Annotated in this window: 40 protein-coding genes; 25 read left to right on the top strand and 15 right to left on the bottom strand. The window is 68.0% G+C overall.

The genetic code is table 11. The features are described 5' to 3' along the window. Nucleotide 1 precedes the first annotated feature (1 nt). The 8 genes from MCBMB27_RS12720 to MCBMB27_RS12690 all read right to left on the bottom strand — a co-directional run bounded on the left by MCBMB27_RS12720 (nt 2) and on the right by MCBMB27_RS12690 (nt 7,877). Entirely contained in the window at nt 2-1,108 is a 1,107-nt protein-coding gene (locus MCBMB27_RS12720) for a baseplate J/gp47 family protein (protein ID WP_075380577.1), read from the bottom strand. A 91-nt stretch (nt 1,109-1,199) separates the two neighbouring features. Beyond that, complete coding sequence (locus tag MCBMB27_RS12715; protein ID WP_075380576.1) at nt 1,200-1,763, bottom strand: hypothetical protein; 564 nt, start codon at nt 1,761-1,763, stop codon at nt 1,200-1,202. A 15-nt stretch (nt 1,764-1,778) separates the two neighbouring features. After that, entirely contained in the window at nt 1,779-2,285 is a 507-nt protein-coding gene (locus MCBMB27_RS12710; RefSeq protein ID WP_075380575.1) for a DNA circularization N-terminal domain-containing protein, read from the bottom strand. Beyond that, a complete protein-coding gene (locus MCBMB27_RS12705) occupies nt 2,286-2,861 on the bottom strand; it encodes a hypothetical protein (RefSeq protein ID WP_075380574.1) in 576 nt (191 codons plus the stop codon). It lies immediately after the preceding gene. 12 nt (nt 2,862-2,873) lie between these two features. Then, nucleotides 2,874-4,370, bottom strand: a complete 1,497-nt coding sequence (locus MCBMB27_RS30925; RefSeq protein WP_075380573.1) for a phage tail tip lysozyme — start codon at nt 4,368-4,370, stop codon at nt 2,874-2,876. A 312-nt stretch (nt 4,371-4,682) separates the two neighbouring features. Continuing rightward, complete coding sequence (locus MCBMB27_RS29580) at nt 4,683-4,847, bottom strand: hypothetical protein (protein WP_159020332.1); 165 nt, start codon at nt 4,845-4,847, stop codon at nt 4,683-4,685. Between the two features lie 102 nt (nt 4,848-4,949). Further along, nucleotides 4,950-5,921, bottom strand: coding sequence for a hypothetical protein (locus MCBMB27_RS12695; protein ID WP_075380572.1), 972 nt, complete (start codon nt 5,919-5,921; stop codon nt 4,950-4,952). 438 nt (nt 5,922-6,359) lie between these two features. Further along, a complete protein-coding gene (locus MCBMB27_RS12690; protein WP_075380571.1) occupies nt 6,360-7,877 on the bottom strand; it encodes a primase-helicase family protein in 1,518 nt (505 codons plus the stop codon). 88 nt (nt 7,878-7,965) lie between these two features. Here MCBMB27_RS12690 and MCBMB27_RS12685 point away from each other — a divergent pair, with 88 nt between their 5' ends. The 3 genes from MCBMB27_RS12685 (at nt 7,966) to MCBMB27_RS29575 (ending at nt 9,435) form a co-directional block, all read left to right on the top strand. Then, on the top strand, nt 7,966-8,244 hold the full coding sequence (locus MCBMB27_RS12685) for a DUF1488 family protein (protein WP_075380570.1): 279 nt from the start codon (nt 7,966-7,968) through the stop codon (nt 8,242-8,244). 72 nt (nt 8,245-8,316) lie between these two features. Beyond that, nucleotides 8,317-8,565: a hypothetical protein gene (locus tag MCBMB27_RS12680; protein ID WP_075380569.1), complete on the top strand. Its 249-nt coding sequence runs from the start codon at nt 8,317-8,319 to the stop codon at nt 8,563-8,565. Between the two features lie 63 nt (nt 8,566-8,628). Next, a complete protein-coding gene (locus MCBMB27_RS29575) occupies nt 8,629-9,435 on the top strand; it encodes a hypothetical protein (protein ID WP_139231592.1) in 807 nt (268 codons plus the stop codon). A 28-nt stretch (nt 9,436-9,463) separates the two neighbouring features. On the opposite strand, the gene MCBMB27_RS12675 is transcribed toward MCBMB27_RS29575, so the two are convergent. From MCBMB27_RS12675 to MCBMB27_RS12645, 6 genes are all read right to left on the bottom strand, one after another. Next, nucleotides 9,464-10,021 (bottom strand): hypothetical protein, encoded by a 558-nt coding sequence (locus MCBMB27_RS12675; RefSeq protein ID WP_075380568.1) that lies wholly within the window; start codon nt 10,019-10,021, stop codon nt 9,464-9,466. A 1-nt stretch (nt 10,022) separates the two neighbouring features. Continuing rightward, nucleotides 10,023-11,231 (bottom strand): DUF7146 domain-containing protein, encoded by a 1,209-nt coding sequence (locus MCBMB27_RS12670; protein ID WP_075380567.1) that lies wholly within the window; start codon nt 11,229-11,231, stop codon nt 10,023-10,025. Further along, the gene (locus MCBMB27_RS12665) at nt 11,224-11,565 is read right to left on the bottom strand and encodes a hypothetical protein (RefSeq protein WP_075380566.1); all 342 of its coding nucleotides are present in this window, start codon (nt 11,563-11,565) and stop codon (nt 11,224-11,226) included. The genes MCBMB27_RS12670 and MCBMB27_RS12665 overlap by 8 nt, the downstream gene beginning before the upstream one ends. 239 nt (nt 11,566-11,804) lie before the next feature. Next, nucleotides 11,805-12,053, bottom strand: coding sequence for a hypothetical protein (locus MCBMB27_RS12660; RefSeq protein WP_075380565.1), 249 nt, complete (start codon nt 12,051-12,053; stop codon nt 11,805-11,807). After that, nucleotides 12,050-12,490, bottom strand: coding sequence for a hypothetical protein (locus MCBMB27_RS12655; RefSeq protein ID WP_139231593.1), 441 nt, complete (start codon nt 12,488-12,490; stop codon nt 12,050-12,052). The genes MCBMB27_RS12660 and MCBMB27_RS12655 overlap by 4 nt, the downstream gene beginning before the upstream one ends. Before the next feature lie 459 nt (nt 12,491-12,949). Next, nucleotides 12,950-13,243, bottom strand: coding sequence for a hypothetical protein (locus MCBMB27_RS12645; RefSeq protein WP_075380562.1), 294 nt, complete (start codon nt 13,241-13,243; stop codon nt 12,950-12,952). An 83-nt stretch (nt 13,244-13,326) separates the two neighbouring features. Between MCBMB27_RS12645 and MCBMB27_RS12640 the strand changes: the two genes are divergently transcribed. Together MCBMB27_RS12640 and MCBMB27_RS29570 are read left to right on the top strand one after the other, a co-directional pair. Continuing rightward, nucleotides 13,327-13,614 carry a hypothetical protein gene (locus MCBMB27_RS12640; protein ID WP_075380561.1) on the top strand — a complete coding sequence of 96 codons (288 nt, stop codon included), beginning with the start codon at nt 13,327-13,329 and terminating at the stop codon, nt 13,612-13,614. Between the two features lie 51 nt (nt 13,615-13,665). Next, nucleotides 13,666-14,235 (top strand): hypothetical protein, encoded by a 570-nt coding sequence (locus MCBMB27_RS29570; protein ID WP_139231594.1) that lies wholly within the window; start codon nt 13,666-13,668, stop codon nt 14,233-14,235. 22 nt (nt 14,236-14,257) lie between these two features. Here the strand turns inward: MCBMB27_RS29570 and MCBMB27_RS12635 are convergent, their stop codons facing one another. After that, a complete protein-coding gene (locus MCBMB27_RS12635) occupies nt 14,258-14,554 on the bottom strand; it encodes a helix-turn-helix domain-containing protein (RefSeq protein WP_335633092.1) in 297 nt (98 codons plus the stop codon). Nucleotides 14,555-14,613: 59 nt separating this feature from the next. Between MCBMB27_RS12635 and MCBMB27_RS29565 the strand changes: the two genes are divergently transcribed. The 20 genes from MCBMB27_RS29565 (at nt 14,614) to MCBMB27_RS12535 (ending at nt 24,175) form a co-directional block, all read left to right on the top strand. Then, nucleotides 14,614-15,306: a S24 family peptidase gene (locus tag MCBMB27_RS29565; RefSeq protein ID WP_139231595.1), complete on the top strand. Its 693-nt coding sequence runs from the start codon at nt 14,614-14,616 to the stop codon at nt 15,304-15,306. Nucleotides 15,307-15,480: 174 nt separating this feature from the next. Then, nucleotides 15,481-16,446, top strand: a complete 966-nt coding sequence (locus MCBMB27_RS12625) for a tetratricopeptide repeat protein (RefSeq protein WP_159020330.1) — start codon at nt 15,481-15,483, stop codon at nt 16,444-16,446. A 63-nt stretch (nt 16,447-16,509) separates the two neighbouring features. Further along, nucleotides 16,510-16,794 carry a hypothetical protein gene (locus MCBMB27_RS12620; RefSeq protein ID WP_075380557.1) on the top strand — a complete coding sequence of 95 codons (285 nt, stop codon included), beginning with the start codon at nt 16,510-16,512 and terminating at the stop codon, nt 16,792-16,794. 238 nt (nt 16,795-17,032) lie between these two features. Further along, nucleotides 17,033-17,428 carry a hypothetical protein gene (locus MCBMB27_RS12615; RefSeq protein ID WP_075380556.1) on the top strand — a complete coding sequence of 132 codons (396 nt, stop codon included), beginning with the start codon at nt 17,033-17,035 and terminating at the stop codon, nt 17,426-17,428. A gap of 127 nt (nt 17,429-17,555) precedes the next feature. Next, a complete protein-coding gene (locus MCBMB27_RS12610; RefSeq protein ID WP_075380555.1) occupies nt 17,556-18,047 on the top strand; it encodes a hypothetical protein in 492 nt (163 codons plus the stop codon). Further along, entirely contained in the window at nt 18,047-18,682 is a 636-nt protein-coding gene (locus MCBMB27_RS12605; protein ID WP_075380554.1) for a hypothetical protein, read from the top strand. The genes MCBMB27_RS12610 and MCBMB27_RS12605 overlap by 1 nt, the downstream gene beginning before the upstream one ends. A 22-nt stretch (nt 18,683-18,704) precedes the next feature. After that, entirely contained in the window at nt 18,705-19,046 is a 342-nt protein-coding gene (locus tag MCBMB27_RS12600; protein WP_075380553.1) for a hypothetical protein, read from the top strand. A gap of 39 nt (nt 19,047-19,085) precedes the next feature. Beyond that, complete coding sequence (locus MCBMB27_RS12595) at nt 19,086-20,042, top strand: DUF2303 family protein (RefSeq protein ID WP_075380552.1); 957 nt, start codon at nt 19,086-19,088, stop codon at nt 20,040-20,042. A 68-nt stretch (nt 20,043-20,110) separates the two neighbouring features. Continuing rightward, nucleotides 20,111-20,419, top strand: coding sequence for a hypothetical protein (locus MCBMB27_RS12590; protein WP_075380551.1), 309 nt, complete (start codon nt 20,111-20,113; stop codon nt 20,417-20,419). 15 nt (nt 20,420-20,434) lie between these two features. Then, the gene (locus MCBMB27_RS12585) at nt 20,435-20,908 is read left to right on the top strand and encodes a single-stranded DNA-binding protein (RefSeq protein WP_075380550.1); all 474 of its coding nucleotides are present in this window, start codon (nt 20,435-20,437) and stop codon (nt 20,906-20,908) included. A 78-nt stretch (nt 20,909-20,986) separates the two neighbouring features. Next, nucleotides 20,987-21,322 (top strand): hypothetical protein, encoded by a 336-nt coding sequence (locus MCBMB27_RS12580; protein WP_075380549.1) that lies wholly within the window; start codon nt 20,987-20,989, stop codon nt 21,320-21,322. Then, nucleotides 21,319-21,657 carry a hypothetical protein gene (locus MCBMB27_RS12575; RefSeq protein ID WP_075380548.1) on the top strand — a complete coding sequence of 113 codons (339 nt, stop codon included), beginning with the start codon at nt 21,319-21,321 and terminating at the stop codon, nt 21,655-21,657. The genes MCBMB27_RS12580 and MCBMB27_RS12575 overlap by 4 nt, the downstream gene beginning before the upstream one ends. Then, a complete protein-coding gene (locus MCBMB27_RS12570; RefSeq protein WP_236952960.1) occupies nt 21,600-22,040 on the top strand; it encodes a DUF4031 domain-containing protein in 441 nt (146 codons plus the stop codon). The genes MCBMB27_RS12575 and MCBMB27_RS12570 overlap by 58 nt, the downstream gene beginning before the upstream one ends. After that, nucleotides 22,037-22,258, top strand: coding sequence for a hypothetical protein (locus MCBMB27_RS12565; protein ID WP_075380546.1), 222 nt, complete (start codon nt 22,037-22,039; stop codon nt 22,256-22,258). Before MCBMB27_RS12570 ends, MCBMB27_RS12565 begins: the two co-directional genes overlap by 4 nt. Continuing rightward, nucleotides 22,255-22,470, top strand: a complete 216-nt coding sequence (locus MCBMB27_RS12560) for a hypothetical protein (RefSeq protein WP_075380545.1) — start codon at nt 22,255-22,257, stop codon at nt 22,468-22,470. The genes MCBMB27_RS12565 and MCBMB27_RS12560 overlap by 4 nt, the downstream gene beginning before the upstream one ends. Further along, nucleotides 22,463-22,741 carry a hypothetical protein gene (locus MCBMB27_RS12555; protein WP_075380544.1) on the top strand — a complete coding sequence of 93 codons (279 nt, stop codon included), beginning with the start codon at nt 22,463-22,465 and terminating at the stop codon, nt 22,739-22,741. The genes MCBMB27_RS12560 and MCBMB27_RS12555 overlap by 8 nt, the downstream gene beginning before the upstream one ends. Further along, nucleotides 22,738-23,004: a hypothetical protein gene (locus tag MCBMB27_RS12550; RefSeq protein ID WP_075380543.1), complete on the top strand. Its 267-nt coding sequence runs from the start codon at nt 22,738-22,740 to the stop codon at nt 23,002-23,004. The genes MCBMB27_RS12555 and MCBMB27_RS12550 overlap by 4 nt, the downstream gene beginning before the upstream one ends. Then, nucleotides 22,997-23,566, top strand: coding sequence for a hypothetical protein (locus MCBMB27_RS12545; RefSeq protein ID WP_083683492.1), 570 nt, complete (start codon nt 22,997-22,999; stop codon nt 23,564-23,566). The genes MCBMB27_RS12550 and MCBMB27_RS12545 overlap by 8 nt, the downstream gene beginning before the upstream one ends. After that, nucleotides 23,559-23,786, top strand: a complete 228-nt coding sequence (locus MCBMB27_RS12540) for a hypothetical protein (RefSeq protein ID WP_075380542.1) — start codon at nt 23,559-23,561, stop codon at nt 23,784-23,786. Before MCBMB27_RS12545 ends, MCBMB27_RS12540 begins: the two co-directional genes overlap by 8 nt. Beyond that, the gene (locus tag MCBMB27_RS12535; protein ID WP_236952959.1) at nt 23,783-24,175 is read left to right on the top strand and encodes a DUF2116 family Zn-ribbon domain-containing protein; all 393 of its coding nucleotides are present in this window, start codon (nt 23,783-23,785) and stop codon (nt 24,173-24,175) included. The genes MCBMB27_RS12540 and MCBMB27_RS12535 overlap by 4 nt, the downstream gene beginning before the upstream one ends. Nucleotides 24,176-24,178 lie beyond the last annotated feature (3 nt).

The raw sequence follows: 24,178 nt of genomic DNA, 5'->3' as shown, positions 1-24,178 counted from the left end.
CTCACGAGTAGACGGGGTCGGCGTAGACCGGCATCTGCCCGGCGGTGAACACGGGGTCGCCGGCCGGCAGGTTCAGGATGTGGCTGTCCTCGCCGGTGGCGCGGCTCACCGCCTCGTCGAGCCAGGAGCGCGACAGGATGAACGACTGCGACGGGCGCCCCGGCTCGGCGCGGTCGGCGAAGACGGCGGCGAGCTCGGCCGCGATCGAGGCGCGGATCGCCGGGGCGTCCGGCTTCAGGCTGCCGATCGCCACCGGCACCGGCACGGGGGTGAGCGGCACCGCGAAGGCCCGTGCCTGAACCGGCCGGCGCACCGGATCGCCGATATAGGCCTGGACGATCGCGATCTGCGCCAGCGTCGGGATGCCGTTCGGCTGATCGGTCACCGTGAAGGCGACCCACACCGCGCGGGCGTCGTTCTGGAAGCTGTCGACGAACACGCGGTCGACGGTGGAGCCCAGCGCCTCGCGGACCCACTCCTCCCAATCGCCCGCGTTGCCGCCCTGCGCGAGCCGGCGCTTGCGCGCCAGCACCCGGGCGCGGAAAGCCTCGGTCTCCTCGGCGTCGGCGCCCCCGGCGAGGCCGGATCCGTCGGCGGCCGTATCGACCGCACCCGCGCCCCCAAAACCGTCCGGCGCGTCGTCGACATCGACCAGGGTGAGCGCGGTGCCGCCGTCACAGTTTCCGGCAGCGCCCGGCGCATCGGCCTCGATCGGCAGGGACACGGTGGCGCCCGTCGGCGTCACGGCCGCCACGCTGGTGTAGGTCGCCCCGTCGGCGCGGGAGAACTGCAGGCCGGCCGGGACAGGCACGCCCACCGCGGCCGGGAAGGTCGCCGAGCCGAGCGCCGTGTTGGCCGGGAACGGCTGGAGGTCCAGCTCGAACCCGTGCCGGATCAGCCACAGCCGGTCGGCCGTCGAGGCGAAGATCTGGCGCACGAGCCACGCGCGGCGCTGCTCCAACTCGAAGCCGAGGAGGGCGAGTACCTTGGCCTCGACCCGCCAGACGCTCGGGAGCAGCTTGGCGGCCGTTCCCTGGACGGCCTGGGTGAATGCGCCTTTCGCCTCGGCCGCGAGCTGGCCGAGGGAGCGAACCGTGTAGCCCGCCATCAGGCGACCCCCATCGCGAGTTTCCAGAGCAGGTCGAACCGTTCGGCGAAGACGCGCCCGCCATCGCGCCCGTAGAGAGCGATCGCGAGCGTCATCCGGTCGTTGGCGAGATCGGGTGCCCGGCCGCGGAGGTGAGCAGGAAGGCGGCCGGCTGCCCCAGCGCCGCGGCGACGCGGTCGACTGCGGCGTCAAGTGCCGCCGTGATGCGGTCGCGTGCGGCGCTCGCGGCCTGACGATCCCCGAAATCGGAGCGCGCCTCCGCGAGGAACGCCTCGCCGAGGCAGGCGGCCTCCAAGGATACACACAGGGCGCGCGCGAGGCCGTAGGCTCGCGTCAGGGCCGGCGACGCCGAGGACGGCGCACAGGATCGCGTCGCGAGCGCAGCGGCGTACAGGGACGCCGCCGCATCGCCGGGCGCCGCGTCGCGGGCGAGCGCCTGCGTCGCCGACACCAGAGCCGCACCGATCTGTGCGGCGTCGCGCAAGGTGAGCAGCCGCGGCGCCCAGATCAGGCCGATCCGGCGGGCGGTGGACAGCCCGGCCCGCGCCGACTCCGCGGGTACGGGCAGGGTGCGGCTGAGACCGGCGAGCACGTCGGCGAGCGCAGTCGCGGCCACGGACGCACCGGCCACGGCCGAGGACGGGGGCGAGGCCATCGGAACTCCTGGCGGCTAGAACGGCAGCAGCCCGGCGAGTTCGTCGGGCACGAAAGCGCTGATCGCGTCTGCGACGGTGTCGGCGAGATCGTCGAGCAGACCTTGCGCGATGCGGTCGCCCAGCGGGATCGCGGGCGGCCCGCCGGCTTCGGAGCCCAGCTCCAGAAACTTGAGGTCGAGGGCGACCTTGCCCATCTCGGTCTTACGGTTGTTCGTCGCGCAACCGACGCACCGAACCATCTGGCTCGGCGTGATCGGCAGGACGAGCAGGCCGGGGCCGGGCGTCGAGCACCGCTCGATGAAGGCCTGCGCCCGCACGTCGGCATCGTCGCCGACGATGTAGGCGGCGACGCGGAAGGTCCGGGCCTTTCGGCCCATGTCCTCAGTGCCATGCGTCTCGGCCTTGGCGTAGCCGTGCAGGGCGACGAGGCGGCCGGCGCCGTCGGTGCCCTCGTCCTCGACGTGGAACGGGAAGCCCTTGAACGAGGCGCCCGGGATGGTCTGCGTCCAGTCGCGCCCCATTCACCGCCCCCCTTGGCCCATGAGCTTCATCAGCTCGGCCTCGACCTCGACGGGAAGGTCGCTGTCGACGATCCGCCAGAACGCCTTGGCCGTCTCCCCCGCAACGAACTCATAGGGGATGAACACGCCGGTCTTTTCCTTACGGATCTGGCCGCGCCAGCGCTTGCCATCGACGTTGACGTAGACCTGCCGATTGAGCTTCGCGACCATGCGCCGGCCGCCCTTCGGGCCGGAGCGCCGGAAGCCGCCCTCGACGAAGTCCTTGTGCCCCTTGACGGTCGCCTCGACGCCGCCCGCGACCTCATGGGCGCCGAAGAAGCGAAACGACACCTCGCCGCCGCGGGTGAGCAGCACCACGCTCGGGTTCTGCGGCGAGGCCCGGTAGGTGCGGACCGCCTTGGCGATGATGCGCTTGGACAGACCGGTCTGGCGCACCATCGCGGGCACCACCACGTTGCGAGTGCGGGTCAGGACGCGGTTGAGCACGTTGGCCTGTGCGTTCGGCAAGCGGGCGCCGAACGCCTCCAGCGGCTTCATCGCGCCGAGGCCGGCCGACTGAGCGGTGATGTTCAGCACAGCCGGCCTCCCTCAGGTCCAATCGTCGTCGCTCTCCTTGGCGCCCGGCATGGAGACGCCCATGTCGGCCGTCACAGCTCCACGGCTCTTGATCCGCATTCCCCGGGGGCGCATGCCGCCGGAGGCCACGACTTCGATCTGACCGTGAAAGCTCGCCTGCTCGAACCGCTCGGCCGCCGCGTGCATCCGGTCGGCCGCGGCCTGCAGGCCGGCGCGCCCGCCGCCACCCCCGATCCCGCCAACTGGCGCCGCCGGGATGATCGAGCGGATCGACCCGTCCGGCATCTTCATGGTGCCGTTGCCGAGGTCGAGCCCCTCCTTGCCGTCGAGGCCCTTCACGAGGCGAGGCTCACCGTCGCCCGGCTTGGCCGCGGTTACGCCGCCGCGCCGAAGGCGGTCGAGGAACGGCTTGCGGATGGCGTAGGCGAGGTCGTGGTGCTTCGGGTTCTCGTAGCCCGAAATGCCGGCCCCGAGAGACTGCTCTCCGGTCTGCGCCCGACGGATCCGATCATAGACGCCTCGATAGGCGCCCATCATCTCCTGGCGGTACATCTGCTGCTGCACGCCGCGGTCGGTCCAGTCCTTGCCCATGCTCTGGGCGAGGGCCTGAAGTTTTCCGAAGCGTCCAGCCGCCCGGTTCCACTGCACCGTTCCGAACGACTGCGGGACGCCGGCCCGATTGTGATCGCCCTTCGAGGCCGGGTCGAGGTTGAGCCCCGACTCGCCCTGCATCATGGCAATCTGACCGCGCGCCTGCTCCTCGGTGTAGCCCATGCCGCCCTGATCGACCGGGCGACGGAAGAACTCCATCCAAGACGCGACGTTGGCCGCACCGTCTGCCGACATCCGCCCGCGCGCCGCGCGGCGCCCGTCGTTGCCGGTATAGTTGCCGTCGTAGGCACCGCCGCCGAAGCCGCCGCCGCCTCGACCGCTACCGCCGCCGATACGGACGCCGCCAAGGCCGCCACCGCCGCCACCGCCGCCACCCTCGCCGCCGCCGAGGCCGCCGCGACGGATCATGCCGTCGAGGCCACCCTCGCCGCCGCCGAAGCTCGCGCGCTGGATCAGTCCGCCGCCACCGCCCCCGCCACCGCCAGCGGTGCCGGGCACTAAGTTGATCGGCATCATGATCCCGGCGCCCACCGCCTCGGTGACCCGGTCGCGCCGGACGAGGTTGCCGCGCTTCTCGTTGAGGTCGAGGCGCCGGGTCTCGGCATCGATCCAGGTCTTCTGCCGCAGCGCCTCGTCGTAGCCGTCGGCGGCCTTGATCGGCGCCGTGGGCGGCGGGTCGGCAGCCGGCGCGTCGGCGCGAGCCGGAGCCTGGGCCTTCGAGGGGTCGCCGTAGCGGCCCCGGAGGTGGTCGTACTCGGCGGCGTTCACCCGGGCGACGCGGCCCTGCGCATCGCGCTCGACCGTGAGACCGGCACGCTCGATCAGCTTCTTGACCGCGATCGACACGGTGGGCTTCGACACGCCATCACGGGCCGCCAGCTCGGCGATCGTGAGCATGACGGCCCGCGGAGGGCTGTTAGCCCCGTTAGGTCCGTCCGTTAGCATCGTTAGCCCTGATTTCTGATCTGCCTCACTGGAAAGGGCCCGCGCCTCTAATGGCCGTGTGGCCGACCGAGGGGGGAGGGACCCGCGAAGGGGGGGGTTGCAACAATGCTGCAACAGAGTTGCGCGCCCGCAACGCCCGGAGGGGCCCCGGGTGGGGGTGTTGAACCCTCGGCCGCCCGTGGATCGGGCGGCCGAGGGGCGCAGCCGTGCGCCTCCGCTGTCAGCGTGAGGAGGCCGTTGGCTGGCGTCTCGAATGTCTCTGGGTCAGGGCCGGCGGCGCGTCAGGCGGGCCGCCAGATCCTGCGCATCCCGGTTGAGGGTGCGGGCGATGGTGTGCGCGCTCTGCGCTGCGGTGCTCGCGTCGGCGCGGACCACCGCGCGGGCGATCCCCTTGAGAGCGACCCGGCGCTCGCCGCAGCGGCAGCTCATGGCGGGCCTCCCGCGCAACGAAAAACCCCGCCGGGCGAACCGACGGGGTTGTTCAGGTCATGAAGACCCTAGCCCGTTGCTATCAAAACATCTGTCGAACTGTCAAGCTACCGCCACGCGCCGAACGGGCGAATTTTTGCGGATGGGCCGCGCGTGGGCGCGGGGGAGGCCTGCAGGCGCGGCAAAATCGGTCTCTGGCATGGGGGTATCGTCCACGCGCTCCAAGAGCGGAGTAGGCTTTGCGCCGAGCAGAATGCGGGGCTCGCACGGCGCGTCGTCGACCCACGGCCGCGCGGGCCGGCTCGGCAGTTCGAGGGCGTAGCCCGTGAGCTTATCCACAAGCTCAGCGTGCAGGAGGTGGAGCGCAGCCACGTACACCTCGTGCAGGCCGCGGTCGTAGATCCCCTCAACGGGGTTCGGGTGGAGGTAGGGCTTCCTGTAGGCGTCCGGGTGCGGCATGCGCCGCTTGCGGTCGAAACCGTCGACCTCGATCTCGTAGGGACCGTCCGCGCCCTGGACGATCTCGCGTCGGAACCAGCCCGGCCGGCCCTTGCCGACGCAGACGAACTTGACCCACGGCCGTTCGATCTCCCAGCCCGGCTCGCCGTTGAGCACAGCGAACCGCATCACGAGGCGGCGCACCCCGCCCTTGAGCAGCCGGTTGCCCTTCGCGTCGACCGTCGTGAGATCGGCTAGCGCCTCATCGACCGCCGCGCGGCCGAGCCGGCCGGCATCCAAGTCGACCCGGTGGATCAGTCCGACGTCGCCCAGATCCGTGATCGGATTCCAGTCGTCGGGCAGGCATAGCTCCAGATCATCCAGGCTCGCCATGGCCACTGCGGCACGGATCGCGTCCGGGTGTGGATCGTCCTTGGCGTAGCGGTCGGGGATCACGCCCCAGGCGTTCTCGCGGGCGTAGTCGACGAGCGCGCCGACCTCGGCCATCGCGATGACGCCGCCCATGCCGGAACCGAACCCGGCGGGCCCGACGTCACCTTCCTCGCACTGTGCCTTCGGCAATTCGTCGCGGTAGGCCCACTTGAAGAACGCCTCGATCCCGATCCGCTTGCGCATGGTGAGCCTCGCTCGGTTCGGCGCGGGCGGGTTGCGGCGCGGACCGTGATACGAGCGTAAAACGGGAAGATTATCGAAGGCTTTCAGAAGCTTAGCCGCTTCGGTCGCGGCGGTTCTGTCCTACCTTGTCCTACCTCTCGAAGATCAAAAAAGAAGGTGGGACAGGCTAACCCGCTTATTTCATTGGTCGCGTCCTACCTGTCCCACCTGTCCCACCTATTTCTCCCGTGAATCAAGTTTGATCGCGCCGGATCGACGCCGCGGGAGACCGGGGGGGGAAGGGGTGAACGCATCTCGCGCGCGCGGGCGCGAAAAAGGTAGGACAGGTAGGACAGGTAGGACGCGACCAATTAAATCAATGGCTTAGCCTGACCCACCTCCCTCGGCTGTCCTACCTCGACGTGGGACAGCGGCGACCGGGATGGGGCGATTCCCCCCTTAGCTCCCGGTCTCTCCAGGCTTCGGATCGTCATCCCAAGCCACAGCTTGAGACAGTTCGGTCTCGAACAGGGCGCGGGCGTCATCGAGCGGCGGCAGCACGTAGCACCACAGGCGTTTGAGACCAACGTGGCCGTCGCTTACGCTGAGGCGCTCGCGCTTTAACCCCGGAACGAGACGGCGCATCTTGATGCCGAAGCTCGTGATCTCGGACTTGCGCTTGATCCCAATCTTGTCAGCAGAGGCAATGTAGTCATCGAACATCTCGTCGATCGGCATGTCGCAGCGCCAGTACTCCATCTTGGCTGTGGGCGTGCCGGCGGCCAGCCGCTCGAACCACCAGCTCTCGACCGCGTCGAGCGAGCGCAGCTTCTGTTCGAGCAGCGCCTCCGTCTTCGGGATCTGGCGCAGGTTCACGCTGGTCAAGTCGAAGTGCAGCAGGTCGTGCAGCAGCGCCTCGCGGCCCCCGTCGGCGAGCTGCTTGTGCAGCTCCGCGAAATACTCCCCGTTCTGCGCGCATCCGTCGCCGACGTCGATCACGCCGAACCGCCGCTCGTCCTTGCCGGCCGGGATGACCCAGTCGTTGTTGGAGGTGATCAGGAGGCGCACGTAGTTCTTGAGCCGGATCGGGTCGACGCCCTTGCTCTCGATCATTTGGGTCTCGGCCGTCACGAGGCCCTTGAGGCGCCCCTCGGCGGCCTTGTCGCCGGCCCAGAAGCCCTCGTCGGCCTGGAGCAGGAGGCAGCTCGCCATGTGGGCGTTGAACTGGCCCACGAGATAGCGGGGATCGTCGACCAGGAAGTAGTGGCTGGCGATCAGCGAGCCCATCACCTCGCCGATCGTCGACTTGCCGGTGCCCATCTTGCCCCGGAAGACGAGGGCCGTGCCAATCCGCTCGCGCGGGCGCTGCACGATGTGGGCGAACCACCCGAATACCCAGGTTGCCAGCGTCTTCGAGCCGCCGCAGACGTTCGTGAGCAGGTGATCGTAGAAGATCGAGTATCCGCCGGATTTCGCGCGTGGCGTGACCGTGAAGCCCTGCCACAGGTTGAAGTAGCCTTCCGTGTTCGGCGCATTGTCCGGATCGGGAAAGAACTCGATCCCGCGATACTGGCGGCGCGACCGGGCGACGAGCCACGCGGCCGCCCAGGTCGTGCGCTTGATCTTGCCGTCCTTGTCGAGATGCTCGGTCGGCCGGTTCATGAACCACGCGCGGAAGGCGTCGAGCGTAAGAAGCTTGACCCGATCCTCGATCGGCCCTTCGCTCTGCTGCTGCATGATCACGGCTTTCGAACCCATCAGCACGAGCGCGAACTCCTGGTTCATGCGCTCGACGTCGAAGCCCATGGCGCGCGGAACCAGGGGCGCGTCGCCGTCCTCATCCGGAACGGGGGCGTCGGAATCACCCTCGGCGACATCGTCGAAGGGCGCGCCAACGTCATCGACGGCGTCGAGCTCAGGCTCGGCGGCGTCCGCGATGATGCGGGCGATGCGGTCAGTGGGGTCGTCGGCGCTCACGGCGGGCTCACTGGATACGGGCGTGCGGGCGCCGGTTGATCGGCAAAGAGGTCGGCTTGCTCGTCGCCTCGAACGCGGGAGGCGACCGATGGCGCTGGAGAGTTACGCGGCATCCAGTTCGGCGGTTATCGACCGAGAGACCGGGGCGCATGTCCGGTTCGCCATGCTCGATGGCGACGCTCTGGTCCCCTGTCGGGTGACGTTCGAGGCGCTGCACCACCTGTTCGCCGTCGAGGGGCAGCCCTTCGATCCGCTCGACCTTTTCCGCCGCTACCGCCTCGTGGTGGAGGACGCGGCGGCTGAGAAGCACGAGCGCGAGGGGGCCACGGACGGGTGGATCCACCTCGACGACGCGGATTTCGGCTAGCGTTCCGGCCCGCGAGTGGTCGGAGATGCGGCGCCGCTCTAGGTCCCGGGGCCATCCTCCGAGAGAGTGGCCATGCCCATTCCCACGACGACCGACCTCACCGACGAGCCGAACACCGACCTGGTGATGGTCAACGGCCTCATCGCGCGCAAAGAGGCCGGCGAGCCGGTCGATGGCGATATTCTCGCGCTTCTGACCGACATGGAGCGGGTCGGGCTGACCGATACGGAAGCTTACGTGGCGCTGGATGCCTATCGGCCGGGGTCGGTGGAGGGCGCGACAGGCGGCGACGATGATGCCGCCCGCACGGCAGAGATGTAGGCGACCTAAAAGATGACAATTCATAATAGGTTGCGCTGGGGTGCGGTCGCGCTTGTGCTCCTGATGCTGTTCCTGCTGGGCGGGGCGCACCTGTGCGGAGCGGCACTGACGGCAGATAAAGAGCCGGGCATGCGGCCGCTCGCTCAAGGCGGCCTTGCATGTACAGAGTTTTGGCTCAATCGCTACCAGACACTTCTGAGTGCCTTCGCGGCAATCTTCGCTGCCTTGTATGCAGGAAAGTTGGTCTGGCAGCAGATTTCTCGTACGGAGAAACAAATCACGCTTACACGCTCGCAGATTGCATTCGATAATCTGGACAAATTGCGATCTCAGGTCGATGCAGCCGAAAAATTGAACTTGGCGTACCTTGAGATCACCCGTGCGATTAACGAAGCAACAATCTGGAATGGGGAAGCGATCGAAGCGATGGCTGCTATTGCTGCTGATCCAAACCTTCAGCAAGATGTTGTCGCTGGAAACACAACTAATAAGGTCGAGAAAATAATTACATCTAAAAGTATCACGAAAAACTATCTTCAAGAGGCGCTCGACAGGGGTACTTCTATGGCCTCCAGCCTGAGATTTCATACGAAAATTGAGGGACCGTTCAATAAATTCGCAGACTATGCCGATCTTTACATAAGAAGCTGTGGCGAGTTCATTAATTTCTTGCAGTCCAAAAACGCAAACATGGCAAGCCAAATCAGCGTTAATCTCGTGATTACGGCACAGGAGCGCCGGCCAAAAAGAGACCGGGAGGTCGAGGTTGAGGCTGAACGGGCTGTAAGTAGCTTTCGCACAGCTGCGATCGCCTTTCATGACCAAGCTGTTGAACTCGCTAACAAAGCATTGGACAGCAAGGAAGCTTAAGAATGCATCTGTCTGACCTGTGTATCGCTCAAACATCGGAGCGTCCGGACAAGAGGTCTGTCAGCGCGCCCTCGTGCCCCAGCATGCCGCGCAGGAAGTCGGCGGTGGCCCCGGCCATCTCGGCCCGGCGCTTGGCCTCGAAGGCGGCGATCCGGTAGCTCTCAGGGGTGGTGAAGCCCGGCAGCAGCGAGCGGTCGCCGTAGGTGCGTCCGGCGGCCAGACCTTCCAGGTGCTCGGCCTCGATGGCGAGGTCGATCGCGGTGCGCCGCGCCTCGACGTAGAGGTCGAGGATCGTGAAGCCACGCAGCGTGCGCTCCAGAGCGACCACGGGGACGACGGGTGCGGCGACCGCGACCACCGCGACGACGGTGAGCGGCGTGATCGTGGGCGGCGGCTCGGCCACCTCCTCGGTGGGCGGTAGCTCGGGGGGCTCGACCGGGGCGGCCGGCACCGGTGCGGGTGCGGCGTGCTTGGCCATCGCTGCTTTGGCGCGCCGGATCGCGTCCTCGGCGAGCAGCCGGATCGGCAGGCCGCCCGCCCGGATCTCCGGGTTCATCGGCGGCAGGATCATGACGTGGGCACCCATGTCAGGCGGCGCTCCGGAGCATGTCGTTGAAGTCGTGGCCGGGCTCGGCCCAGGCGATCCCGACGTGCCGGCCGGGGCGGGCGAGGCGGGCGCGCGCGCGGGTGAGCGCCATCTCGGTGTCGAAGGGATCGCTGTCGCCGTCGCCCAGCAGGATCACGAGGTCGACGGCGTCGGGGATGGCCAGACACTGGCTGTCCAGATCCGGCGTCGGGCCACGGGTCAGCGCCGGCCGGCCGCGCGCGTCGAAACGGCTCGGGTGGCGCACGCGGTCGAGCGCCCGGCCCGACAGGTTGCCGAGGCTGACGCTCGACCACACGGCGGCCTCGCGCCAGAGCGGCAGATCCCGGGCCCTGAGCGCCTGATAGACCGACAGGCAGGTCTCGATTCCCTCGCCGAGGATCAGGGTGTGCGGCTCAGCGACCCGCACCAGCTCGATGCGGGCGCCGTGGACCGAGCCGCGAACCTTCTTGGCGGGCAGGATCTCGCCGGTGTCCGGGTCGGGGACGACCGCCTTGCCGTCAGCGCGGGTGAGGTCGATCCAGGTCTGGTGCACGCCGCAGAACCGCCCGTCGGCGCCGGTCAGGCCGGCGAGCAGGGCAGGGCCGACGTGGAGCACCCGGTGCGGGCGTCCGCCGTGGCCGGGCTGGACGTAGGGGTGTGCGGGCGAAAAGCGCAGATGCGCGCCCGGCGGCGCCATCAGCTCGCCGCGCTGACGCAGGTAGGCGGCCGCGGCGGAACCGAGCACGACCGGGCCGGCCGCGACCCAGAACTTCCGGGCGCGCTTGATCTCCGCCATCCGGAAGCTGTCCTCGGCGACCTTACGCGCGTGCGCCTCGGCCGCGACCGCCGCTTGGCGCGCCTCCTGGGCGGCCTGCCGCCGGGCGCGGTCCTCGGGCGTCTCGGCGATGTCGCGGCCCGGCGCGGGCCGACCGGTCAGGCTCGCGACCGCGCCGAGGAAGTCCAGGCCCTCGACGTACTGCGCGAGCGCGATCACGTCGCCGCCGCGGCCGGCGGCGCGGCAGTGGAACACGCCCTTGCGCGGCGCCACGGAGAAGCGGTCGCGACCCCCGCAGGCCGGGCACGGTCCGACCCACTCGGAGCCCTGGCGGCGCAGGTCGGGCGACCGGGCGCGGGCGTAGCCCACGAGGTCGACGGCGCGCGCCTCGTCGATCCAGGCGTCGAAGGCGACGGATTGGGCCAGATCAGCCATGGGCGCCCCCGCGGCCGGCTCGGGTCCGAAGGTTCGCGTTCTGCGCCTCCAGCGCCGCGATGCGAGCGTTGGCAGCGAGCAGGCGGTCGAGCGAATCGGCGTAACGCCCATGCAGGCGGTCGAGGCTGACGGTCACGTCGGCGCGGGCGAGGTCCACTGCGTGGCACGCCGCGCGGGCCTCGCGCAGCTCGACGGTCAGGCGCTGGATCACGCCCTTGGCAACGTGGAGCGCGTGCTGGGTTCTCTGGTATTCCGCACGCGTCGGCGGAAGCGGCGCGGTCTCGGCCTCCGCGCCGGCCTTGACTGCGCGAGAGCGCTCGGCGCGGGCATCCAACGCTCGCTCGCGACGGCGGCGCGCGTCGACGATGCGAGCGGGGCGAGGTTCGGATTCGGACCGTCTCTTGGCCATGGCGTGCGCCCGTGCGGGGTTGCGGGGAACCTCGGGAGGTCACCGGACACAGCGAAGCCGACCGCCGGCCAGTTCGGGCCGCGGGTCGTGCGATGCGTGTCTCGGATCAGCCCCCGAGGTCATCGATCCCGCGCTGACGTGGCGGGAGACGTCGGCCCGTCCGCTCAGCGGATCTGTGGCCCGTCGCGTTGGGCGGCGGCTCGATCGCCGTCCGCCAGTTCGACGAGATCGGGCGGTCCGCGGGCCGGCGGCGGATACAGCTCGTCGGCGCGGGTGAAGTGCGCCCGGGCGCGCTCGGCGCTGATCCGGTTATCGATGAAGGCTTCGCGCGACAGACGCGCCATGCGCTCGGCGCGGCGCATCCAACGGTTGCCGCGGGCCTGATGCCAGAGCCAGGTGAGGGGGCGGATCACGGCCGATCCTCCCCGAGCAGCAGCGGGCCCATCTCGGCGACGAACGCCGCCTGCTCGGCCTCGAACCGGGCGCGGCGCTCGTGCCACGCAGCGACGGCAAGCCACTGCTCCGCGCCACCGAGCAGCGCGATCAGCAGGTCGGTCTTATAGACCGCAATCAGCTTGAGGATGCCCTCGGCGTTCGGCGCCGAGCCGCGCTCGATCCACTTCGCGACGGTCTCGCGGGAGATGTCGAGGTCGCGCGCCACGTGCTTGGCGGTGCTGTGCGGGTGCCGCTGCCTGAGGAACGCGACCACACGTTCTGCGACAATTGTCTGATCCAAACCGGACAACTGTCCGATATTTCCGTGTGACTGTCGCACAGGCTTCTCCGATGCTGTGTGCATCGGAGAAGCAGCGGACCGGAAAGGAGAGGCGATGACGGAGCTGGCGGCCATCTCAGGACGCGGCTCCGGGCTTGATGATCGCGGTCGGCAGACCTTGGCGGGCTCCCGCCGACGCGATCGGGGATTGAGAACAGGCGGCGGCGAGCCTCACGCGGAGGCAAGCCGCCGTCGCCTCGCTGTGGTCACGCGTGAAAGCGGCGCAATCGATCTGCAGGACGTCGCAGATCTCGCGCAGCAGGGCGCGTCGATAGGAGAGCCACGCATCGCCCTCGGCTGTCACGCGGGACAGGGTCGAGCCGGAGGCGACGCGCGGAACGGACGATCCGAGCGGTGCCGGAAGAGCGGGCGCGACGGCGGTGGCGAGCAGACCGACGAGCAAGGCGCGGCGGCTGGGCGGATCCCCGAAAAGGACCGGAGCCCCCCGGCTCCGGCCAGTCTCGAGTCTCGCGCGCCGAACTGGCGCCTCCGCTGCCAGGGAAGATGCCAGCGGAGCTTGGTCGACCGGGCGCGTCATCGCGCGCCCTCGGTCAGGAGGGTGATCAGACAATCGCGCGTGTCGTCGTCAACGAGGGCGTCGTACGCGACGCCGCCGAGTTCGATGCGCAGCGTGCGCTGGCCGAACGGACGGAACACCGACAGGCGCAAGGCTCCATCGGGCGTCGAGGTACCGAACGGATCAGGGATCAGACGGGCGGCCGGGGATCGTGAGGGGATCGCCCCGGTCGCCGCCTCGCCGCCGACTGAGGAGACCTCGGGAAGGTCGGCGGGCGAAGAGATGAGGATGGGAGTATCGCTGTGGTTCACGTCTGCACTCCCTCGGGTTGAGGGCGAAGTGCTAACGAAGCCTCGGGCGTCAGGAGCGCCAACAGGGCAGCGAGGAACCGCGGATGCGACCGAAGACCCCCGAGGAGATGTACAGCTTCCTGACGCATGCCTTCTGGACGCGCGTGTACGGCGACATCACCGCCGCCAGTCGGCGTAAGCGCCTTACCGAGCATGACATCGCCCAGATTGAGCGGCAGGCCATCGACCTGATGGCCGGCGCGCTGGAGAGCGCACACGAATTTCCAGAATTCGACGCCAGAGCGGTGATCGATGCCACCCTGCGCGAGGGCCGCGAAGGCTTCAACGTGATCCGCGAGGCCAGGACCCAGCAGATCGCGAAGGAACATTGAGAAGCGGCTCACGCCCTCACTCCCTCGGGATGGGGGGTCCGAAACGAGTGCATGTTAGAAAGCGCACTAATGCCAAACTGGATAACGCAAGCAATCGCGTTGTATGCCGCTGTCGTTTCAACATTCAGCGCTGCTGTATCATTCCTAAATTGGCTCGACGCACGGAAGAAAGATGCTGAGGAGCGTCGGCGGTCGAATCCTTGGGCCACCATGAGCGCAGAGTGGACCGGCGACGGCATAACGCCCGCCGGGCTTCTACTGACCATCGCTGTGAACAATGCGCGGGACCGGGCACTGCTCTTGGATTGGGCAGAACTCCGAGCGCCAAACGGATGGCGCTTCATTCCGTCTTCCAGTCCAGACGCGCTCCAAATCCGGGGGAGAGGCACAACAATCGGCTTTGATTGGCGCATCGATGCAACCGATGCTCCGACGCCGCAGGTAAGCGACCGAGTGCTCACGATTGAACCAGTGGCCACCATGCATGGGTCAATGAGCAAGCAGCAAGTCCGACTTGCAGTCGAAGTGGTTCTGCATGGCCGCTGGGATGCCGGCGAGCCGAACACGATCACCGTCCCGGTCAAAGTAACAGTTCCGCTCCGCTCGGCGGCGCGCATTTGAGCGATCGCTGAAAGGTGTTCCATCACACCCGCACTCCCTCGGGGTGGGGGTGGGGTGTGGAATCCGAAGCATGCGCGTCAGGAACTACCGGCGGCGCCTCATCGAGAAAGTCGTTAGGGGTGACGTGACCTGCAGTCTCTTGTGCGATCCGCTCCAGCACGTCCCAATCAGGTCGGCGCTCGCCGGACTTGTATCGCCAAAGCGACTGGCGCGTGACGCCGATCCGCTCCGCAAATGCAGAATCGGAGATGGCGTGCTCACCGAGGTAGGCCGACAGCTTCATGGCGGCCAGAGTGTCACCAAATCGGTGACCTTGCAAGAGGCGGTCACCATTTTGGATGCTCGCAGCGTCACCGCCTTGGCGACATGCTCTCTCGCGTGACTGAGAAATTCCCCAATGGGCTGGCCGTCGCGATGGAGCGCGCCGGAATGGGCCCCACTGAGCTTGCCCGTCGTCTCAATCAGACGAAGCAAGATGTTTCGCGTTGGGCAAAGGGAGAGCGTCGCTTGCCGCCTGAAGTTGCGAATATCGCTGCACCTATTCTCAACACATCGGCCGCAGCGCTGCTGTTGTTGACTGAGGCCGCGCCGACGCGTGTCTTTCTTGGCGGTCGGATTGGCGCAGGTGGTGCGATCGATACTTCCACCGATCAGTCCGAACCGAGCGTACAATATGAAGTCGAGACCATGGTTCAAGTCCCGGACGCTTCTATCGCCTATCAAGTCGTCGGCGATTCCATGCTGCCGATCTTCGAACCGGACACCGTGATCATTTGCCGGGCGCACACTCAAGACGTCGCCCAGCACATCGGCCGGCGCGTGGCCGTCGGCACCGTCGAGCATGGGCGTCAGCTCAAGATCCTGCACCAGGGATCAAGGTCAGACCTGTTCGATCTGATCAGCCTCAACCAGGCATATCCGACCATGCGCGACGTCAAGGTCGAATGGGTTGCTCGCATCGCAGCGATCATCCCAGCCGATGAATGGCGCATCATTGAACGGCGCATCCAAGTGGAAGCTGCCAACGGCGCGCGCCTGAAGAAGCCGTCGCAGAGGCGGCGCAGCGTATAGCGAGGTAGCGACGCGATGAAGGTTGGTCGGCTCCTGCCTGGTCTCGCAACCGGCGTCGCTCTACTGTACTTTGTCGGGCAGGCCCAAGCTGGCGCGCTTGATGAGGCTACACGGGACTGCAGGGCCGCTTCTGCGGCTGGCAAGATCGCTGCGTGCAGCCACGTGATCGCGCGCGTGAACGATCGGGCCGCCTTGCTACGGGCCTACAACCGACGCGGATTAGCTAACGTCGAGCTGGGCCAATATGCCGAAGCGATCCGCGATTTCTCCGCGGTTATACGGCTGAACCCTGACGTCGCGGGATACTACGACAACCGGCAGAATGCCTTGCGTCAGCTCGGCCGACTCCCAGAGGCGCTTCGAGACGCCGATGCGGCCGTGCGGCTGGCCCCCGGATACACATTCGTCCTGCGCGGCCGTGCGCTCGTATACGACGCCATGGGCCGCTTCGATCTTGCACTTGCGGATTTTACACGCGCCATCAACCTGGACTCCAAAGATGCGGGCCTCCGTGCTGATCGTGCCAAGATTTTTGCAAAAATCTCGCGGCTAGACGACGCCTACAGCGATCTCACCACAGCGATCTCCCTCGACCCATCTAACGCCGGCCTCTTGAAGGATCGCGGCCTGCTTCTGGCGCGCTACGGCGAGCCAGCGGCCGCGCGGTCGGATCTCCTGGCTTATCTTGTTCGCCAGCCCGGGGATGCTGAAGCGACACAGGCGTTGGCTGCGCTTGGACCGACACCCACACCTCCTGCCGCAAGCAGTGCAAATCAGGACTCGGACACTCTCGACGCGAAAAAGAAGCTCGTCACCGAGGCAGTCGAGGCACATGAGAACTGCCTTGCGGCAGCGCTTGTCGATATCACTCCCTATTCGGCGGAGAGTGCACCCACGATTGTGGACGTGGCGCTGGATCGGTGTAGCAAACTCGCCGAGCGTCGGATCGCGATCGGCGTGGCCGCTTTCGATATGACGCGTGAACAGGCGTCTGAGATCGTGAACCGTAAGGTCGCTGAGATGCGGAACAAGATGATCAGTGCCGTCGTCACTGCGCGAGCTGAGCTAGCGAAGAAACAGAACGGCGGCCCTGAAGCGCCGAGAAGCGGAGATGGCTTGCCGAAAGGTCAGCCGCTTTGAAATAGCCGATCTACCGCTTCTTCAGCGCTCACAAATTTCAGTATCAAAGTAGAGGCTTTGAGAATGCGCCGCTTGCTCGCCGCTGTCTGCGCGACGATCGCCTTGTCCTGCTGTTCGCCGTCTGGATTTTCCGAGGCGGATGTCCAACAGATCAAAAACAGCATCCGTGACAAATTCAACGCCGATAAGAATTATTCCGTTGACGAAGTGGTGCTGATCAAGGAAAGCGCGACCAGGCTGACCGGCTATGTACGCTTGCATCACAAGCTGCTGGGCGAAATGACGAGAAATTGCAACGCCTCAATGGCGGAAGATGGCCGCAACTACATCTGGCGCTGCGGATCCTAAGGACACCTCGATATGGCTCATAATATGGCCAGTCTGCCGCCGCCCGAGCAGAAGATTCGGTCGTGTGGGCCATCACCACACCGGCCTCACGCTTAGGCTGTGGATGGACGCTGATCTTTCCACAAAGTTGTAATGCGCCTTGGCGCGCTGCGCGTCACCTTTTTGGTGACGAATGAGTTGACTCGTCACCATATCGGTGACAACTTGCGGCCATCGCCTTTCCGCGATGGAGCCCGCTATGCTCGATCCCGCCGGCCTCGCACCGACCGCTGTTCCGCGCCGTGAAATCCTGGACGCTTTGCAGGTCAGCGATGACCCGTTCGTCCGCGTTGTTCTGGTCCCGCTCGACAGTCCGATCGCGGACGGCCCGAGCTTGCGCGCCGAGCGCAACGGCCACGGCGGCTACCACGTCGGGCGTCGCACACTGGTCTCCGTCAACGGCGGCGCGGCGATCCCATTCGAGCGGTTCTGCCTCGACCAGAACGGCCTGAGCAAAGCCGAGAAGCGGATCCTGCTCGCCGATCTGATCGCCTGCGGCACGCACAGCGACCCCGCCGCCGGCCTCACCGTCAGCGTTATTCCCGCATCCGACACTGCCGCCATCGCCGCGCATCGTCTGCGGAGGATGCGCTGATGCACGGCTGGCTGATCCTCACCCTGTGCGCCGCCTGGCTCGCCCACGCGCATCTCCGCCACCGCCTGCGGGATCAATCCCGCGCGCACCACCGCCGCTCCGTCCCCTCGCGCGGGAGCCCGCACCCATGAACGCCGTCGCCTTCGTCGATACCCTACGCGCTCGCTTCCTCGAACGGCTGGCCGCAAACCTGCGCGGCGCTCGCGTGCCCGGCGGCGATCTCGCGGCCTGGGTCGCGCCGCTCCCGACCGCCGCGCTGGTCGAGGTCCTGCTGCACCCCGCCGGGCAAACGCGTGAGATCCTGTTCGCCGCCGTCGGCACGGTGCGCCTGTCCGGACGCCCTGTCCTTGATCAGGACTTCATGTTCGGCGCGCTCGACCACGTGCCGCTCAGCGACACCGCGCAGGGCGCGCTGATGGCCTGGGCCAGTTGTCGGCTGGCGCGCGAGTTCCTCGACGCGGGCATGGCCGCGGAGGCGCAGCGCGCCCTCATCGCCGTGACTCGCTCTATCCACCTCTGGCCGACCCCGATCGCGCGCCGCTTCGAGCCGCGGATCGAGGCGCTCTACGCGGCGGCTGAAGCGATGCGGGCCCGGCAGCTCGCCCAGGAGGTCGCGTGATGACCTGGATGCCCTCCTGCAACGGCCTGCCCGTCGAGCTGGCAACCCCGTCTCCAATCCAGGTCGACTTCGCCGAGATCGCCCACGCGTTGTCCCACCTCAACCGCTCGTCCGGCAACAGCCTGACCCCGGTGTCGGTCGGCCTGCACACGCTGATCGGCCTCAACTTGTGCCCGACGGCATCGGTCGCCGCGCACTGGCTCCTGCACGACTGCCACGAGGCACGGCTCGGCGACGTCACCACGCCGATGAAGGAGGCCACGCGCTGGATCGCCTGCGATCTTTTCGGCGGCGAGCGCGGGACCGATGTGGCCGACGCGATCGACACGGTGCGCCGCGAGCTGGAGGCGCGCCACGATGCGGTGATCTACGCCGCCGCCGGCCTGCAGCGCCCCGACGCGCTCACGGCCCAGGCGGTCAAGCTGGTGGACCTGCGCGCGCTCGCCACTGAGCGACGGGACTTCTACCGGCGCGGGCCCGCGCCCCGGCCGTGGGCGATCGACGCGATGGCGCCCGCGATCCAGCCCAGCCCGAAGGTCTGGCGCTGGCTGCCGCCGGCCGAGGTCACCGACCGGCTGATCAGCGCCTTCCGCACCCACCTGCCGGCGCTCCAGAGCGGGCGCCGCGCGTCCTGAGCCTTCACCGGAGAGCAGTCCCGTGTCCCGACCCATCCGCCGTTTAAACGACCTCCTGCCCGTGCTCAGCCGCGGCCGCTTCGTCGAGAAGTGCGACGAGCACCTGTCCAAGACCCTGGAGACGCTCGAAGCGCTGCCCGAGGGTCAGGGCAAGGCGACGATCACGCTGACGCTCAACGTCGCCTACCAGGACGGCCGACTGGAGGTGACGCCCTCCGTCAAGTCGAAGCTGCCCGAGGAGAAGGGCTTCACCGGCACGCCGTTCTGGGCGGCCGACGGCGGCTTCTCCGTCCAGCATCCCTCCCAGGTCGACATGTTCTCAGGCCCCCGGCCCGCGCCCGAGCGCGACCGTGAGCAGGCCTGACCCGATCCCAGCAACCGGTCCAACAGGAGAGAGACCACTATGGGGGCTTCCACGTCCACGTCCCGCGAAGGCGCGCCGCACGGCGTCGCCGGCGAAGCGGCGGCGATCACTGCGATCGCCGAGCTGACCAAGGCCGGGCAAAAAGCCGAGATCGTGTTGATCGACACGAGCGGCCTCGGCCACGGTCTACCCGAGAAGGTGCCGGTGCTGATGAAGCCCGGCACTTACGAATCGGCCACCGGCATCAAGCCGCTTCTGGAGCAGTACCGCACCGGTCCGGAGCGTCGGAAGGGCGTCGCGACCGTCACCACGCTCGCGGCCTTCATCGACCTCGTGAACCGCCACAAGGATGCGGGCTCTGTGATCTTCGCCAAGACCGATTGGCCGAAGCCCGCGCTCACGGCCGTGATCGACTACCACGACGACAAGAACGCGCCGCGCCACGGCGAGCACCGCGTGCACTACGCCTTCCCGGTCACGGTCGAGTTCCAGGCGTGGATCGACGGCAACGGCCAGAAGATGGAGCAGGCGGTCTTCGCCCAGTTCCTTGAGGATCACGCGGCCGAACTGTCCTCGCCGTTCGACGCCGAGGTCGTCGAGTTCGAGCGCCTGTTCAAGGCGACCTTTGCCGCGCCCAACGAGCTGATCGACCTCTCCCGCTCGCTGGAGATCCACGTCGGGCAAAGCGTGAAGAACTCGGTCCGGCTCTCCTCGGGTGAGGGCGAGATCACCTTCGCCGAGGAGCACACGAACCGGTCCGGCGAGAAGATCGCGGTGCCGGGCATCTTCATGGTGCAGTTGCGCGCCTTCCGCGACGGCGGCCCGGTCCGGATTCCGGTGCGCCTGCGCTACCGCGTCCAGGGTGGCGCGATCGTGTGGTCCTACCAGCTCTACCGGTGGGAAGACGAGCTGCAGAACCGGGTCAGTCAGGACCTCGCACAGGCCGGTGAGGCGACCGAGCTGCCGACCTTCGAGGGCCAGCCCGAGCGGACCTGACGCCATCTGCGGGCGCTCACGCTGCGGGCGCCCGCACTTTCCCGCCCGATTCTCCACGAGCCCGCGCGATGCACCGCTGTCCCGCCGAGGAAGCCGAGATCCTGTCGCTGTTCCACACCCGCATCGCGGATCGCCCGGCCGCCGGCTTCGTCGTCGCCACGGCCGAGGTCGAGCCCGACGCGAGCGCCGTCGGCGTGCAGATCAGCGACGTCGCCTGTTCGCCCGTGCAGCTCGTCGCGCTCGCCCACGAGCTGCTCGGCACAGCCTCCGAGCGCGTCCGCGCGATGCGGGACGCCAATGCCTTTCTCGACCTGATCTGCGCGATCGAGCGCGCCCAGGCCGCCCTGGATTTCACGCTGCCGCCCGACGCGCACTGACCGAAAGACCGCGCCATGCTCAACAAGGTCACGCTCATCGGCCGGCTCGGCCGCGATCCCGAAGTCCGCCACACGACAGCCGGCGATCGCGTCGTCAGCTTCGGCCTCGCCACCTCCGAGCGCTGGAAGGACAAGACCATCGGCGAGCGCAAGGAGCGCACCGAGTGGCACAACATCGTCATCTTCAACGACGGGCTCGGCAAGATCGCCGAGCAGTATTTGAAGAAGGGCTCGAAGGTCTACCTCGAAGGTCAGATCCAGAGCCGCAAGTACCAGGGCAACGACGGCGTCGAGCGCACCGCCTTTGAGATCGTACTGCGCCGATTTGCCGGCGAGATGACGCTGCTGGACGACAGCGAGCGCCGGCCCGCGCCCGATCCCGACAGCTACGGCACGACCCGCTCGCGCGAGAGCGCGCCCGGCTCCGTCCAGTCCGGCGGCGCATCTCGCCCCGCGATCCCGGCCGGCAGCCCGAACCGCCCCGGCTAAGAGATGGACGACGACATCCCGTTCTGACGGCCGGCCGTCCTGTCCTCCCCTGATCTCGTCATCCTGGAGTCCTTGTCCATGCCGTCCCCGTCCCAGGTTCGCGCCGCCAGAGCCGCGGAGAACCGCATCACCCGCGTGCTGCTGATGGCCGAGGTGATGCAGCGCCAGGAGGCGTCCTCCGGCGCCTGCACCTACGCGGATCTCTGCGCGGCGGGATTTGCCGAGGCCGAGATCGAGGCCTACCGCGACGATGCGCGGCGCCTGATCGGCGGCCTCGACCACGTGCCCGAGATCCTGCCGCCCGGCCGGGTCGAGGGGCGGATGCTGGTGGCGCAGGCCCAGGCGATCCGGGCGCGGCGGGAGAGCGGCTACCAAGTGCCGGCGATCGAGGTGGCGGGGGCGCGGATCGCATGAGCGCGCCGCCGCCCACCTACGTCTACTTCCTCGGCGACCACGAGGAGAACGGCACGACGAACGTGGTTGCCACGCTCGACCGTTCCAAGCTCCCGGCGATGCTGGCGTCCTGGCTTGATGAGGTGGCTGCCAGCTCGACCGAGACGGTGCGCGGCTGGTCGCCCGAGTGGGTCGCCAAGCGCGCTCAGGAGATGCGGGAGTACCGCGAGGAATGCGAGAGCCGCCTCGCTCGCAGCCTTGAAAAAGCGGACGCGGATCTCGCCGCGGACGGGCGCCCGTGGCGTTTATCGAACGGCTGGGGCGGCGTCATTCTCACCGTAGCGAGGCTCATCTGATGGCCTGCTACGTCGACCAGCCGATCTTCCCGTTCGGCCGAATGATGATGTGCCATCTCTGGGCCGACAGCCTCGATGATCTGCTGGCCATGGTCGACCGCATCGGCGTCGCCCGGAAATGGATCCAGGGTCATCCGACCCTGTCGTTCGGCAAGCACCGCGACGCTTCGTGGATCCACTTCGACATCGTCAAGAGCAAGCGCGCTCTGGCGATCCAAGCTGGCGCGGTCGAGACCGATCGCTACGGCGCCAGCTACTTCGATGCGCAGCAGCGCGGTCGCGTGCAGATCGTCGCCTCGATTGAAGAGATCCGAATCAAGGCCGGCAAGCCAGTCGACGGGATCATCAGGCCCCCGGCCGTGTCCGAGGGAGCGCTCCTGTGATCGTCCGCGCCGCTCTCGCCTGCACCGCCCTCGCCATCGCGACGACACCGGCTCTCGGCCCGATCGAGGTAGAAGCCTACGGCCCGTCGAGCGGGTGGTTCTGCACTTCCGTGCGCGACTGGCAGGCTGTGATGCGCCGCGACCATCGCGACGCGGACCGGTCGCTGCCGGAGATCGAGCGCCGCTGCCACCTTCCCCGTGGGGAGGTGTCGCGATGAGCACCCGTTTGAAAGCCCGCTGCGAGCAGTGCGGCGACCCGCTCCAGCCCCACCGCTGCTCCCCGAAGTGGTGCAGCCGCGCGCGGGTTTGGTCCGATCAGGACCGCCGCAAGCGCCGGGTCACCGACGAGCCGTTCGTCCGCGAGGTCCTGGCGCGCTTCCCCGGAGCCGAGATCGTCACCGTGCGCGAGGAGCGCGAGAGTCATGGCTGAGAAGCCGCCATTCCGCACAGGCGACGCCCTCCTGCACAAGCCGTCCGGTGAGACCTGGGTCTGCGCCTGGGCTGATCCGGAGACCGGCTACCTGTCCTGGCTCGGCTGGCCGCCAGGCGAGGCGAAGATCTCCGACTTCGAGCTGGCGAAGGCCGCGAGTGACGACGAACACCGCCAGTGGCTGCGCGATCTCAAGCGCTCGGGCCGTCGCGACTTCAGCCGTGCTCTGCGCCTCTACGGCGATCCTGATGCGGACGAGGTGGCGGAATGACCCTCAAGCATGTCCTCGCGCATTTCGAGTGCGACCGCTGCCGCAAGGACTTCCGCGTCGTCATGGAACGCGGCGATCCGATCCCGAACGGTTGGGATCTCGACGATCTAGCTGCCGACGCCGTGCGCGGTGGCGAGCTGTACATCGCCCCGCGCGAGGTCGTGACCTTCGACAGCCCGTCCGTCACTGAGGCCGGCGAGCACCTTTGCCCGGCTTGCACCGACGTCGACGATGGGAAGCACGCGGAGGCGGGACATGGGTGAGCGCAAGCGCCGCATCGCGGCCGGCTACGTCCCGCCCGCGTACCTCACCGATTGCGACCGTATGGCCTTCGCGATCCCAGCGACGCTCGTTGGCGCTCTCGTCTTCGCCGACGTGTTCGGACCCGATCCGGATGCGCCGGATCCGGTAGAGGCGCAGGCCGAGATCGCGGCCAAGACGAAGCAGCTCCGCGACCTCATCATCGCCGGATGCAGCGAACCGTTCGTAGGGCTGGCCATCGGCCCCCGCTCGCGCCTGCTGCGCCGGACCGCCGATCTCTGCCAGTCCTGCATCCGCGCCATGGGCTTCGAGGATCAGTCCTCGGTCAAGTTCGGCATGGTCTACTACTACTGGCTCGAAGACCTGCTCGCGCGCGACGTCCTGAGCCTTGCCGAGGGCAGCTCTATGGCGGAGGCCGTGACGCTGCTCCTGCCGATGATGGAGCACGGCTTCGCGGTTCAAGCGCGCGACGCCAGCGCCCGCAAGCAGGCGGCGCGAATGCTGCGCTGGTTTCAGGAGCGCGGATTCTACGTCGAGGCCGAGATGGAGGCGCGCTGTGCGTGACGTCATCGCGCGCGCGATCGACCGCGCGGATCTCATCTGCCTCCACCTCGATCCGGCCTACGCCGGCGTGGCTGAGCCGGTGCGCACCGCGGTGTCGAAGCGCGAGGCCGCCCGCATCGCGCGGCTCGCCGAGCCGGCCGGCGGCGTGCGCCTGACCTGGGAAGGCACGCGGCTGATCCTGTCGCCGCCGGGCCGATTAAACGGCGAGGCGCAGCCATGATCGCCGTCCGTTTGAACGCTGCGCCGGAGGCGTCCGTCGATCAGCTCGCCCCCACGCCGGAGCCCCGCGCCTGTCTGGAGTGCGGCACGCTCCACACGAGCGCCAACGCCGAGGCCGAGTTCTGCTCCGACCGCTGCCGCATGGCGTTCAACAACCGCCGGGCCAAGCGTGGGGCCGAGCTGTACGACCTGTTCATGGCCCTGCGCCACGACCGGGTGACGGCCACCCGCTTCAAGGTCTGGCGGCTGCTCAATCGTCTCGCGGCCGGGTTCCGGGCCGAGGACGTGGCCGAGCGCGCCGGGCGCCGGTCCTGGCGCTCGCCGGCCGCGATCCTGGCGCGTCGGCCGCACCTCGCGGATGAGCGCCTGATCGAGAGGGGAGGGCGGTAGACC

Origin of the sequence: Methylobacterium phyllosphaerae (assembly GCF_001936175.1) — a bacterium.
Taxonomy (GTDB): domain Bacteria; phylum Pseudomonadota; class Alphaproteobacteria; order Rhizobiales; family Beijerinckiaceae; genus Methylobacterium; species Methylobacterium fujisawaense.
Note: the sequence above shows the minus strand (reverse complement) of the source record. Positions and strands in the feature narration are given on the sequence as shown.